We start from the raw sequence: 12,612 nt of genomic DNA, 5'->3' as shown, positions 1-12,612 counted from the left end.
CCGTGCTCTAGTCTCCGCGGGATGAGCCGCGAGATGCGCGAGGTCGACCTCGACGAGCTCGAGGCGCCCGCTGCCCATGGCCCTGCACCACGGCCCGCGCGCCGCCGGCTCTCATGGCGGTGGACGGTCACGGCCGCGGTCGTCGTCGTCGCGACGCTCGTCATGCTGCAGACCGCGGTCGACGCGCGCCGGCAGCTCGCCGAGGACCACCAGCCGCGTGCCGTGCGCACCGTCCCGCCGCCGGAGCGCGCCCTCGCGGTGCTGTGGAAGCTCGACGGTGCCGCCGCCCGAGCGGTGCGCGTCGGGACCGAGCTCGTCGGCGCGACCGTCGAGGACGGTGTTGTCGAGGTCGTCGGCATCGACCCCGCCACCGGGGCCCGCACGTGGACCGTCAGCGCCCCGACGCCGGGCGGGCTCGACACGGACGGCGCCGAGTGCGCGCCGCTCGGCGCCTCGGGCCGCGCGGTGTGCGTCGGCACCAGCCAGGTGATCACGACGACCCGCCCGTCCCCGGTCGTCGTCGTGGACACCACCACCTGGACGCTCGTGGGCGCGTGGACGTCCGAGCTGCGGGCCTGGCGAGAGGTCGGCGACCTCGTCGTCACGGCGGCGCCCGAGGAGGACGGGTCGACCGTGGGGTGGACGCTCACGGCCCACGACACGTCCGGCGCGGTCGTCTGGACCACGAGGACGTCCCGGGCACCGGTCGAGGCCCCGGACGTGACCTCGGACGCCAACCCGCTGTTCGGCCACCTGGAGGGTGCCGACGAGTGGGTCGCGATCGCCGACCGCGGGCACGCGTGGGTCGTCGGCGCCGACGGCACCGTGCTCGCCGACCAGGCGCTGCCCACCGGGTTCGTCGGCGCGACGCGCAGCGGCGCGCTCGCCGTCTCCGAGCACGACCCCGACGGGTCGATCCGCAGCTCGGTCCGTCTCGGCGGCGGCGTCGTCGAGATCCCCGGGTTCGCCGTCGCGGCCGACCCCGACGACGGCAGCGCGCCCGGCGTCGACCTCTACGGCGACAACCAGGGCGCCCGCTCCAGCCTCGTCGCGCGCGACGCCGGCACCGGCGAGAAGCTGTGGCTCGACGTCGACGCCGGGGCGTTCGCCGTGCACGACGGGGTCGTCCTCGTCACCGGGTCCGACGTGGTCAGCGCCTACGACGCCGTCGACGGCACGCGGCTCTGGCAGACCCGGCTCGCAGGCGTGTACCAGCTCACCCTGGACGGCGACGTCGTCGTCGCGGTCGCGCCCCAGAACCTCACCGTCGTCGGGCTCGACCTGCGCACGGGCCGCGCCCTGTGGAAGGGCGACGCGCGCGACGCCGACCCGACGGGCGGGGCGACCGACGGCCTCTTCCTCTCCACGTGGCAGGGGCTGCTGTCCGTCGGGTTCGGTGACGACGAGTGGGTGATCGGGTGACCCCCTGGCGGGGCTTCCCGACCGGTATGGCATGATGACGGCGGACCGAGGATGGCTTCCGCCACACCTCGGTCCGTGTCACTGAGGACACCTCTGGCACTCTTCACAACGGATCGTCCGGCACGTACCTGCCGGTGAAGGGAACTGCACACCATGGCTACGGTTACGTTCGACAACGCCACCCGGGTCTACCCGGGCACGGAGCGCCCCGCGGTGGACGCGCTCAACCTCCACATCGAGGACGGCGAGTTCCTCGTCCTCGTCGGCCCCTCGGGCTGCGGCAAGTCGACCTCGCTCCGCATGCTCGCGGGCCTCGAGGACGTCAACGCCGGCCGCATCCTCATCGGCGACCGCGACGTCACGGACGTCCAGCCGAAGGACCGCGACATCGCGATGGTCTTCCAGAACTACGCGCTGTACCCGCACATGACGGTCGCCGACAACATGGGCTTCGCGCTCAAGATCGCCGGCACGCCGAAGGCGGACATCCGCGCCCGTGTCGAGGAGGCCGCCAAGATCCTCGACCTCACCCAGTACCTCGACCGCAAGCCGAAGGCCCTCTCGGGTGGTCAGCGTCAGCGTGTCGCCATGGGCCGCGCCATCGTGCGTCAGCCCCAGGTGTTCCTCATGGACGAGCCGCTGTCGAACCTCGACGCCAAGCTCCGCGTCCAGACCCGTACGCAGATCGCGTCGCTGCAGCGTCGTCTCGGTGTCACCACCGTGTACGTCACGCACGACCAGACCGAGGCCCTGACGATGGGCGACCGCATCGCGGTCCTCAAGGACGGCCTCCTGCAGCAGGTCGGCACGCCGCGCGACATGTACGACACCCCGGCCAACGTGTTCGTCGCCGGCTTCATCGGCTCGCCCGCCATGAACATCGGCACGTTCCCGGTGCTCGAGGGCTACGCCAACCTCGGCCGCGCCCGCGTCGCCGTGCCGCGCAACGTCATCGCGTCGCTCACCGACGCCGACAAGAACCACATCACGGTCGGCTTCCGTCCCGAGTCGCTCGACGTCGTGCCCGAGGGCACGGCCGACGCGTTCCCGGTCATCGTCAACATCGTCGAGGAGCTCGGCTCCGACGCGTTCGTCTACGGCTCGCTGACCAACGAGTTCGGCCAGGCCGCCTCGGTGCACTCCGGTGCCGGCGAGGCCCAGGTCATCGTCCGCGTCGACCCGCGCCAGGTGCCGGGCAAGGGCGAGACGATCTGGGTGAAGATCCGCCCGGGCGAGCAGCACCTGTTCCACGCGGGCTCCGGCGTGCGCATCGCCGTCTGACGCTCGTCGCACTGCCCGAAGGGCGGGTCCGGTCTCGTACCGGGCCCGCCCTTCGGCGTTCCGGCGTGTGGGAACCCTCCAACGCGCACCGGGACCACCTCGTGGGACCCCGTCCCGGGCGGTGTCGCCATCGCCTGAGAGAATCGACCCATGACCCCCGACTCGCAGCGGCTCCAGATCACGGCGGCCTCGCCCGATCCGGCGCTGCTCGACCTGCCCTGGCACATCCCGCTCGAAGACTGGCCGGCGGAGACGCTCGCCGCGCTCCCCCGCGGCATCTCGCGGCACGTCGTGCGGTTCGCGCGGATGTCAGGCCGGGTCGTCGCCATCAAGGAGATCGGCGAGACCGTCGCGTACCGGGAGTACGAGCTGCTGCGGCAGCTCAGCCGGATCGACGTGCCGAGCGTCGAGCCCGTGGGCGTCATCACCGGGCGGCGCTCCCCCGACGGCGAGCCGCTGGAGGCGGTGCTCATCACGGAGCACCTGCAGTTCTCGCTGCCGTACCGCTCGCTGTTCAGCCAGTCGCTGCGGCCCGACACGGCCACCCGCCTCATCGACGCGCTCGCGGTGCTGCTCGTGCGGTTGCACCTCGCCGGCTTCTACTGGGGTGACGTGTCGCTGTCGAACACCCTGTTCCGGCGGGACGCCGAGACGTTCGCCGCGTACCTCGTCGACGCCGAGACGGGCGACCTGCACGACCGGCTGACGCAGGGGCAGCGCGAGTACGACCTCGAGGTGGCCCGGGTCAACATCATCGGCGAGCTCATGGACCTGCAGGCCGGCGAGTTCCTCGAGGACGACGTCGACGCGGTCGCGATCGGCGACGCCCTCGCCGAGCGGTACCGCGACCTGTGGCGGGCCCTGACGGAGACGGAGTCGTTCGGGTACGGCGAGCGGTGGCGGGTCCAGGCCCGCATCGACCGGCTCAACGACCTGGGCTTCGACGTGGGCGAGCTCGACATCACGACGGACGTCGGCGGCACCACCGTGCTGATCCAGCCGAAGGTCGTCGACGCCGGTCACCACTCGCGCCGGCTCATGCGGCTCACCGGCCTGGACGTGCAGGAGAACCAGGCCCGTCGCCTGCTCAACGACCTCGACGAGTACCGCGCGGCGACCGACCGGCAGCGCGAGGACGAGGCGTTCGTCGCGCACGACTGGCTGACCGAGGTGTTCGAGCCGGCCGTGCGCGGGGTGCCGAAGGACCTGCGCAAGAAGCTCGAGCCCGCGCAGATCTTCCACGAGCTGCTCGACCACCGGTGGTTCCTGTCGCAGCAGCAGAACCGTGACGTGCCGATGAAGGAGACCGTGAAGAGCTACGTGCGGGACATCCTCCCGCAGCGGCCCGACGAGCAGTCGATCCTCGGCGTCCAGGCCGGCGACCTGCGGGACACTGACATGATCCCCCGCGTGGAGGACGACCAGATCCTCGGCTGACGCCCACGGTCGGTGGCGACGGCCCGACGGCCCGGTGGCACGAGCCGCCGGGCCGTCGATCGTCCGGCGTCAGGACGCGCGCGTGCGCGACACCTCGTACAGCGCGATGCCCGCCGCGACCCCGGCGTTGAGCGACTCGACGGACGACGCGATCGGGATGGACGCGATCGCGTCGCACTGCTCGCGCACCAGCCGGGACAGCCCCTTGCCCTCCGACCCGACGACGAGCACCAGCGGGTCGGTCGCGAACGGCAGGTCGCCGATCTGGGTGTCGCCGCCGCCGTCGAGCCCGACCACGAACACGCCGGCCTGCTTGTACGCCTGCAGGGTCCGCACGAGGTTCGTCACGCGGGCGACGGGCACCCGGGCGGCCGCACCGGCGGACACCTTCCACGCCGACGCGGTCACGCCGGCGGCCCGGCGCTCGGGCACGAGCACCCCGTGGGCGCCGAACGCCCCGGCCGAGCGCAGCACGGCGCCGAGGTTGCGCGGGTCGGTCACGCCGTCGAGGGCGACGACCAGCGCGGGCCGGTCGGACTCCTCGGCCGCGTCGAGCAGGTCGTCCTCGTCGGCGTAGGCGTACGGCGGCACCTGGATGGCGACACCCTGGTGCACGGACCCGTCGGTGAGCCGGTCGAGCTCCGCGCGGCTCACCTCGAGCAGCGGGTACCGGGCGTCGGCGGCGGTGCTGATGATCTCCCGCGTCCGCTCGTCGGCCTCCAGCTTGGACGCCAGGTACACCGTGGACACGGGGATGCCGGCCCGCAGCGCCTCGACCACGGAGTTGCGGCCCGAGACGATCTCGTGGGTCGAGCTCTTGCGTCCGCCCTTGGACCCGGCGGCGCTGCGCGACGCGGAGGCCGACGGACGGCCGGACGTGCCGCGCGTGGTCGCCGCGCGGCGCTCGGCGGCGGCCTTCGCCTTCGCGGCGGGGTGGTACTCGCGGTCCTCGGCCTTCGGGGTCGGTCCCCGGCCCTCGAGCGCGCGGCGGTTCTTGCCGCCCGTCCCCACGGTCGCGCCCTTCTTCGACCCCGCCTTGCGGGTCGCGCCGCGGCGCTGGGAGTTGCCGGCCATCACTGCTCCAATGTCTGATCGGTGCGCACCCGCGTCCTGCGGTCCGTGCGTCCCTGCTGTGTCGTCGGGCCGAGCCTCGCAGCCGGGTCCGGGGTCCTGGTGGGGTCAGCCCTGCTCGGGCGTCTGGGTGGCGAGCGACCAGCGCGCGCCGCCCGGGGAGTCCTCGACGACGACCCCCGCGGCGGCGAGCCGGTCGCGGATCGCGTCGGACGTCGCGAAGTCACGGGCGGCACGGGCCTGCGCACGCGCCTCGAGCTCGCCCGCGACGACGGCCTGCAGCGCCCGCGCGTACCGGGCGTCGCCACCGGTGCCGCGCCACTGCCGGCCGGCGGGGTCGAGGCCGAGCACGTCGAGCATCGCCCGCAGCGCGACCATGTCGGCGCGGGCGGTGCTCAGGTCGCCCGACGCGAGCGCGGAGTTGCCGCTGCGCAGGTGCTCGTGGACGACCGCGAGGGCGGCCGGCACGTTGAGGTCGTCGTCCATGGCCTGCACGAACTCGTCGGGGAGCTCGGCCTTCGCGACCTCGTCGTCGTCCGCGGCACCGACCTTCTCGGCGGCGCGCTCGACGAACCCGGCGAGCCGGTCCCACGTGGCCTCGGCCTCGCGGAGCGTGTCGTCGGTCCACTCGAGCATCGAGCGGTACTGCACGGCGGTCATCGCGTACCGGAGCACGGCCGGACGCACCTGCTGCAGCACGACGTCGACGAGGAGACCGTTGCCGAGCGACTTGCTCATCTTCGCGCCGCCCTGCGTGACCCAGCCGTTGTGCAGCCAGTACCGCGCGAACCCGTACCCGGCGGCCCGGGACTGCGCCTGCTCGTTCTCGTGGTGCGGGAAACGCAGGTCGAGGCCGCCGCCGTGGATGTCGAACGACTCCCCGAGGTACCGCTGCGCCATCGCGGAGCACTCGAGGTGCCAGCCGGGGCGGCCCGGACCGTACGGGGTGTCCCACGACGCCGTCGCGGGCTCGTCCGGCTTGGCGGCCTTCCACAGCGCGAAGTCGCGCACGTCGCGCTTGTCGTCGCCCTCGGGGCCCTCGTCGGGCGCGGGGACCATGTCGTCGACCCGCTGGTTGGTCAGCGCCCCGTACTCGGAGAACGACCGGACGTCGAAGTACACGTCACCGGTGTCCGCGGCGTACGCGTGGCCGCGGGAGATGAGCAGCTCCATGAGGTCGACCATCGCCGGGATGTGCCCGGTGGCGCGCGGCTCGTACGCGGGCGGCAGGACGCCGAGCGCGTCGTAGGCGGCCGTGAACGCCCGCTCGTTCGTCATGGCCCACGCCCACCACGGCTCGCCGGCCTCGTCGGCCTTGCGCAGGATCTTGTCGTCGATGTCCGTGACGTTGCGGACCAGCGTGACGCGGTGGCCGGTCCGACGCAGCCAGCGCACGAGCACGTCGAACGCGATCCCGGACCGGAGGTGGCCGATGTGCGGCGGTGCCTGGACGGTCGCGCCGCACAGGTAGATGCCGACCTCGCCCGCGACGAGCGGGACGAAGTCGCGCACCGTGCGGGTCGCGGAGTCGAACAGGCGGAGGGTCACCGGGCAAGGCTACCGGGACCGCCGCCCGGACTTCGCCTCGGTCGCGGGTCCCGGCGCGGCTTCCTGCGGGGCCGGACGGCCCGGCGATCAGCACCGACGCGCCGCGGCGCGGGCGCCGGACCAGCCACCGGCGGCCGCCGCCAGCCGTCACGGCCGGCACCGCCGTCAGCCGAACGTGCGCCCCTCGCCCCGGTACGTCGGCACCGACGCGTCGACGATCTCCCCCCGGACGAGGTGGACCGTCTCGAACCGCTCCATCACCTCGCCGGCCTTGGCGTGCCGGAACCACACCCGGTCGCCGACCCGCAGGTCCGTCCCGGCCCCGAGCCGCAGCGGCGTCTGCACCTCGCCGGCGCCCTCCCGGCCGGTGAGGGCGAGCCCGCCGGGCCACACGGGCCGCGGCAGCCGCGTCTTGGCGGCCGGACCGGACGCGATGTAGCCGCCGCCGAACGCGGTGGCGTAGCCGGGTGCGGGCACGCGCACCACGTCGAGGCCGAAGAACGCGGCCGGGCGCGGCTCGAACGAGCGGTAGCCGTCGAACAGGGTCGGCACGAACAGCCCCGACCCGGCGGTGACCTCGGTGACGGTGGGGTCGGACACGCTGGAGCCGACGGAGCCCGAGCCGCCCGAGTTCACGAGCCCGAGCGGGTGGCCGACGGCGTCCTGCACGGCGTCGACGACGGCCCGGCGCCGGGTGGCGAGGTCCCTGATGGAGAGCCGCTTCACGGCGCGCACGGCGGCGCTGGTGTCGGGCAGCCCCGCCACCTGTGCCTCGTAGAACATGACGCCGCGCACCTCGATCCCGTCCCGGCGGGTGGCGGCGAGCGCGAGCGCGGCGGCGTCGGCCGGCCCGTGGACGGGCGAGCGGCGGACCCCGAGGTGCGCGCCGACCGGGCCGAGGCGCAGTCGCAGCGACGCGTCGATGTCGAGGCAGATCCGCAGGTGCGCGCCGTGCGCGGCGGCGGCGGACGCGGCGAGCTCGACCTGCGCGACGTCGTCGACCATGAGCGTGACGGCGGCCGCGGCACGCGGGTCCGCGGCGAGCTCGTCGAGCGCCCCGGTGTCGACCGTCGGGTAGCCCATGAGCACGTCGTCGACGCCCTCGCGGGCCAGCCACAGCGCCTCGCGCAGCGAGTAGGCCATGACCCCGGCGAACCCGGGGCGGGCGAGCACCTGGTCGAGGACGTGCCGGACGCGCACGGACTTGCTCGCGACGCGGATCGGGGTGCCCTGCGCGCGGCGGACGAGGTCGGTGGCGTTCGCGTCGAGCGCGTCGAGGTCGACGACGGCGAGCGGCGCCGGCAGGTGGCGGGTGGCCTCGTCGAGGCGCGCGCCGAGGGTGCCGGTCATGCACCGGCCCCGGGGAGGTGGGCGGTGGCCGGTGCGTCCCGGTCGGCCGGGTGCAGCGAGCCGAACCGGCCCGCGAGCACGGCCACGGCGAGGACGAGCACCGCGGGGATCGCGAAGCCCCAGCGCAGGTTCGACGCGCTGCCGACGGCGCCGACGAACACCCCGCCGAGCACGGCGCCCACGTAGTTGAAGCCGTTGAGCCGGGCGACGACGGCGTCGGCGTGCCCGGGCGCGAGCGACTCGGCGGCCGAGAAGCACAGCGGGGCGATGAGCCCGAGGCCCGCCCCCGCGACGGCGAACCCGAGGATGGCCTGCTCGGGCGCCTGAGCGGTCAGCACGAGCAGGAGGCCCGCCGAGCCGACGATCGCGGCGACGCGCACCACTCGCGCACGACCCCAGCGGCGCACGCACGGGTCGCCCGCGAGCCGGGACACCAGCGTCATCGCGAGGTAGGCGGCGTAGCCGAGCTTCGTGAGCGTGCCGGTGGTGCTCAGCACCTCGTCCATGAAGATGGGGCTCCACGTCGAGATGGCCTGGTCGTTGACGTAGTACGCGACGACGGCCAGCCCCAGGACCAGCAGCGGGGCCCACGGGATGTCGGGCCGGGTCGGGCCCGACGTGCTCGCGGAGGCGGTCGCAGCGGGCACGGCCGCGTCGACGGACGGCACGACGGCGACGGTCTCGACGTGCAGCGGGACCTCGTCGCGACGGCCGCGCGCGGCGACCAGGACGGCCACCGCGACGGCGACGACGCTCCCGGACAGCAGGACGAGCGCGACGGGGTCGGTGGGCACCCGGTCGGTGGACACCGCGATCGCGACCGTGCCGAGGATGCCGCCCGCGGACCACGCGGCGTAGAACCCGGTGAGCAGCGACCGCCCGTAGTCCCGCTGGATCGCGACCGCCTGCATGTTCGTCCCGGCGTCGACCATCCCGAGGCCGACGCCGTAGATCGCGAACCCGACGGCGAGCACGGCGAACACCGGGGCGGTCGAGACGACCACGACGGCGGCCGCGACGACGCCGAGCCCGGCGGTCAGCACGGCGCGGCTCCCGCCGGAGGTCCGGGCGACCCGGTCCGCGAGGAACGTGCCGACGCCCGCCATGACGCAGACGCCGAGGATGACGGCGGCGATGGTGAGGTCGCCGATGCCGTAGCGGTCCTTGAACGCGGTGAGGCTCGTGAGGACCATCGCGAACACGAAGCCCTGGGTCGCGAAGCCCGCGGACGCGGCGACCCGGGCGCGCCGCTGCACGGGGGTGACTCCCGCGCGGAGGTGCGTCGACGGGCTGGTGCTCACGCGGTGGCGCCGTCGGGCGCGCCGACGGAGGCGTGGTCGCCCTCGTCGGGCTCGAGCGCGGCGGGCACGGCCAGCGTCTTGAGGAACTGGCCGAACCCCTGCAGGCCGGCACGCGCCTGCTCGCCGTCGGCGTCCACGAGCCACGCGAGCGAGTAGCCGTCGATCACCGCCACGATCGCGCGCGCCACCTGCGAGCGCGGGATCGCCCAGCCGATCTGGGCGGTCCGCTCGATGAGCTCGAGCACCTGCTCGGCCGCGGACCACTGCCCGCGGTACTGCTCGATGGCGACCTGGTTCAGCTCGGCGTGCCGCAGCGAGCTCGTCGTGAGCTCGTACGACAGGAGCTGCGGCCCGCGCGACTCGCTGATGCCCGTCCAGAGGGCGTCGACGACCCCGTCGACCACCGTGTCGAGGTCGGCGTGCTCGGGCAGGTCGCCCAGGCTGCGCGCGAGGTTCTGCGACGTGATGGCGTGCGCCATCGCACGCAGCAGCTCGTCCTTGTCCTGGAAGCAGTAGTGCACGACGCCGAGCGACACGCCCGCCTCGGCCGCGATGGCCCGGACGGTCGCGGCGTCGATGCCGTCGCGGCTCGCGACTGCGAGCGCAGCCTCGATCAGCTGCTCGCGCCTCTCGGCCACGGGCAAGCGATTCATGCCGGTCCCCTCCCTGTGATCACGACCCCGCCGACACCGGCCGGCACGCGGGACCGCCCATCCCCACGACACATCTCAATGGCAGTCATGACGATAGTCAAGGACTGTGCACACTTGACTTGGACAACCGACCAGGTCGACTCTTGAAGATATGGGACGACCGCATGCCGTCGCGCCGTGGCAGAACTGGGCGCGCACTGCGCACGCGACGCCGCGAAGCGTGTCATACCCGCACAATCTGGACGAACTCGTCTCGACCGTGCGGCGCGCCGGCGCCGAGGGCATGCGAGTGCGGGCCGTCGGCGGCGGCCACTCGTTCACCCCTGCGGCCGTCACGGACGGCGTCCAGGTGGTCCTCGACGCGGTCCACGCACTCGAGCGTGTCGCGCCCCAGCCGGACGGCTCCACGCACGTCACCGTCGGCGCCGGCATCCGGCTCGGCGCGCTCAACACCCTCCTCGCGCAGCACGGCCTCGCCATGCGCAACCTCGGCGACATCGACAAGCAGTCCATCGCGGGCGCGATCTCGACCGGCACGCACGGCACCGGGGCGCGGCTCGGCGGACTCGCCACGCAGGTCGTCGGCGCGCGGATCGTCACGGCGACCGGCGACGTCGTCGAGACGTCGAGCACCCGGCGACCCGAGCTCTTCGAGCTCGCCCGGCTCGGCCTGGGCAGCGTCGGCGTGCTCGCGGCCGTCACGCTCGAGGTCGTGCCCGCGTTCCGGCTCGAGGCCCGCGAGGAGCCGTGGGCCCTCGACGACGTGCTCGACGGCCTCGACGAGCTCGTCGACGGCAACGACCACTTCGAGTTCTACTGGTTCCCGCACACCCGGCGGGCGCTGACCAAGCGCAACAACCGCATCCCGGACGACGTGCACCAGCGGCTCAACCCGGTGCGCTCCTTCGTCGACGACGAGCTGCTGTCCAACGGCCTGTTCTCGCTGACCAACCGGGTCGCGACGCTCGTGCCCCCGGCGACGGCCACCATCAACGGCCTCGCCGCCCGCGCCCTGAGCGCCCGCCGCTACACGGCCCCGTCCGCCGAGGTGTTCATCTCGCCGCGCCGGGTGAAGTTCCGCGAGATGGAGTACGCGGTGCCCCGCGCCGAGCTGACCGGTGTGCTGGAGGAGATCGACCGCTGGATCGAGGCGTCGGGCGAGCGCCTCCCGTTCCCCGTCGAGGTCCGGTTCGCCGCGCAGGACGACCTGTGGCTGTCCACCGCGCACGGCCGCGAGACGGCCTACGTCGCCGTCCACCAGTACGTGCGCCTGCCGTTCACGCGCTACTTCTCCGCGGTCGAGCGGATCGTCGCGCAGGTCGAGGGCCGGCCGCACTGGGGCAAGATCCACTGGCTGGACGCCGAGCGCCTCGGTCTCGTCTACCCGCGGTTCGCCGACGCGCAGCGGGTCCGGAACCAGGCGGACCCCGAGGGGATGTTCTCGAACCCGTACCTCGACCGGGTGCTCGGACCCGTCGAAGGGCTCGAGCGCGTGCCGGAGGCGGTCGCCTGAGGTCACCCGTCCGGGTGAGGTGAGCGGACAGGAACGGCGGACTCTGGCGGCGAACGGGTGACCGGTGCAGTCTGTGCCGGTGGCACTACGCAGCAGGGCGGTCGTCGCGACCGCGTTCGGCGGGCCGGAGGTCCTGCGCACCATCGAGGTCGACGCGGGGGAGCCCGGGCCGGGCAACGTCATCGTCGAGGTGCGGGCCGCGGCCGTGAACCCGATCGACTGGAAGATGTACGCCGAGGGACCCGGCAACGACCCCGGACGTCTCCCCCTGCGGCTCGGCTACGAGATCGCCGGTGTGGTGGGCGCGGTCGGGCCGTCGGTCCGCTGGCTCGCCCCGGGCGACGAGATCATCGCCTGGCGCGTCTCCGGGGGCTACGCGGACCGGCTGGAGGTCTCGGAGCAGGTGACGTGCCGCCGGCCGACGAGCCTGAGCTGGGCCGCCGCGTCCGGCCTGCTGCTGACGGGCGCGACGGCGGTGCACACGCTGTCCGCGACGGGGGCGCACGACGGCGACGTGGTGCTGGTCCACGGCGGGTCGGGCGCCGTCGGGAGGATGGTGGTGCAGCTCGCCGTGCTGCGCGGCGCCCGGGTGATCGCGACGAGCTCGCCGGAGACCCAGGACGACCTGCGTGACCTGGGCGCGATCCCCGTGACGTACGGCGAGGGGCTGCTCGACCGGGTCCGGGAGATCGCCCGGGACACCGGCCCGGTCACGGTCGCCGTCGACACGGTCGGCTCGGACGAGGCGCTCGACGTGTCCGTCGAGACGGTCGCGGACCGGTCACGGATCGCGACGATCGCGGGGTTCCGCCGTGCCGGCGAGCTGGGCATCCGCGCCCTCGGCGGCGGTCCCGGGGCCGACCCGGGGACAGCCGTGCGGGAGGCCGCACGGGCGCAGCTCGCGGAGCTGGCCGCCGACGGGACGCTCGACGTCCGCGTCGCGCGCACGTACCCGCTGGAGGACGCCGCGGACGCGCACCGGGACAGCCGCGCGGGTCACGCGCGGGGCAAGCTCGTGCTCATCCCCTGACGGGCA

At 74.0% G+C, this 12,612-nt stretch carries 10 protein-coding genes; 5 read left to right on the top strand and 5 right to left on the bottom strand.

Features of this window, described 5'->3' with window-relative positions; translation table 11 throughout:
- Positions 1 to 21 precede the first annotated feature (21 nt).
- The 3 genes from Cch01nite_RS16390 to Cch01nite_RS16380 all read left to right on the top strand — a co-directional run bounded on the left by Cch01nite_RS16390 (position 22) and on the right by Cch01nite_RS16380 (position 4,140).
- Entirely contained in the window at positions 22 to 1,422 is a 1,401-nt protein-coding gene (locus tag Cch01nite_RS16390) for an outer membrane protein assembly factor BamB family protein (protein ID WP_203757405.1), read from the top strand.
- Positions 1,423 to 1,575: 153 nt separating this feature from the next.
- Positions 1,576 to 2,703: an ABC transporter ATP-binding protein gene (locus Cch01nite_RS16385; protein WP_203757404.1), complete on the top strand. Its 1,128-nt coding sequence runs from the start codon at positions 1,576 to 1,578 to the stop codon at positions 2,701 to 2,703.
- 150 nt (positions 2,704 to 2,853) lie between these two features.
- The gene (locus Cch01nite_RS16380) at positions 2,854 to 4,140 is read left to right on the top strand and encodes a DUF4032 domain-containing protein (protein ID WP_203757403.1); all 1,287 of its coding nucleotides are present in this window, start codon (positions 2,854 to 2,856) and stop codon (positions 4,138 to 4,140) included.
- A gap of 69 nt (positions 4,141 to 4,209) precedes the next feature.
- On the opposite strand, the gene rlmB is transcribed toward Cch01nite_RS16380, so the two are convergent.
- The 5 genes from rlmB to Cch01nite_RS16355 all read right to left on the bottom strand — a co-directional run bounded on the left by rlmB (position 4,210) and on the right by Cch01nite_RS16355 (position 10,063).
- A complete protein-coding gene (gene rlmB / locus Cch01nite_RS16375; RefSeq protein ID WP_203757402.1) occupies positions 4,210 to 5,214 on the bottom strand; it encodes a 23S rRNA (guanosine(2251)-2'-O)-methyltransferase RlmB in 1,005 nt (334 codons plus the stop codon).
- Positions 5,215 to 5,319: 105 nt separating this feature from the next.
- Positions 5,320 to 6,759: a cysteine--tRNA ligase gene (cysS, locus tag Cch01nite_RS16370; RefSeq protein ID WP_203757400.1), complete on the bottom strand. Its 1,440-nt coding sequence runs from the start codon at positions 6,757 to 6,759 to the stop codon at positions 5,320 to 5,322.
- Between the two features lie 165 nt (positions 6,760 to 6,924).
- Entirely contained in the window at positions 6,925 to 8,109 is a 1,185-nt protein-coding gene (locus tag Cch01nite_RS16365) for an alanine racemase (protein WP_203757398.1), read from the bottom strand.
- Positions 8,106 to 9,410: an MFS transporter gene (locus tag Cch01nite_RS16360; protein WP_239070808.1), complete on the bottom strand. Its 1,305-nt coding sequence runs from the start codon at positions 9,408 to 9,410 to the stop codon at positions 8,106 to 8,108. The genes Cch01nite_RS16365 and Cch01nite_RS16360 overlap by 4 nt, the downstream gene beginning before the upstream one ends.
- Entirely contained in the window at positions 9,407 to 10,063 is a 657-nt protein-coding gene (locus Cch01nite_RS16355; protein WP_203757396.1) for a TetR/AcrR family transcriptional regulator, read from the bottom strand. The genes Cch01nite_RS16360 and Cch01nite_RS16355 overlap by 4 nt, the downstream gene beginning before the upstream one ends.
- Before the next feature lie 151 nt (positions 10,064 to 10,214).
- On the opposite strand from Cch01nite_RS16355, the gene Cch01nite_RS16350 reads away from it, so the two are divergent.
- Positions 10,215 to 11,576 (top strand): D-arabinono-1,4-lactone oxidase, encoded by a 1,362-nt coding sequence (locus Cch01nite_RS16350; protein ID WP_203757394.1) that lies wholly within the window; start codon positions 10,215 to 10,217, stop codon positions 11,574 to 11,576.
- 79 nt (positions 11,577 to 11,655) lie between these two features.
- The gene (locus Cch01nite_RS16345) at positions 11,656 to 12,606 is read left to right on the top strand and encodes a quinone oxidoreductase family protein (RefSeq protein WP_203757392.1); all 951 of its coding nucleotides are present in this window, start codon (positions 11,656 to 11,658) and stop codon (positions 12,604 to 12,606) included.
- The last annotated feature ends 6 nt before the right edge of the window (positions 12,607 to 12,612 follow it).

This window comes from Cellulomonas chitinilytica (genome assembly GCF_016862675.1).
GTDB lineage: Bacteria > Actinomycetota > Actinomycetes > Actinomycetales > Cellulomonadaceae > Cellulomonas > Cellulomonas chitinilytica.
This window is presented reverse-complemented; position numbering and strand designations above follow the sequence as displayed.

Coding starts and splice junctions, on each gene's coding strand:
- Cch01nite_RS16380 (WP_203757403.1), top strand. CDS start 2,854: ATGACCCCCGACTCGCAGCGGCTCCAGATCACGGCGGCCTCGCCCGAT.
- Cch01nite_RS16365 (WP_203757398.1), bottom strand. CDS start 8,109: ATGACCGGCACCCTCGGCGCGCGCCTCGACGAGGCCACCCGCCACCTG.
- Cch01nite_RS16355 (WP_203757396.1), bottom strand. CDS start 10,063: ATGAATCGCTTGCCCGTGGCCGAGAGGCGCGAGCAGCTGATCGAGGCT.
- rlmB (WP_203757402.1), bottom strand. CDS start 5,214: ATGGCCGGCAACTCCCAGCGCCGCGGCGCGACCCGCAAGGCGGGGTCG.
- Cch01nite_RS16390 (WP_203757405.1), top strand. CDS start 22: ATGAGCCGCGAGATGCGCGAGGTCGACCTCGACGAGCTCGAGGCGCCC.
- Cch01nite_RS16350 (WP_203757394.1), top strand. CDS start 10,215: ATGGGACGACCGCATGCCGTCGCGCCGTGGCAGAACTGGGCGCGCACT.
- Cch01nite_RS16385 (WP_203757404.1), top strand. CDS start 1,576: ATGGCTACGGTTACGTTCGACAACGCCACCCGGGTCTACCCGGGCACG.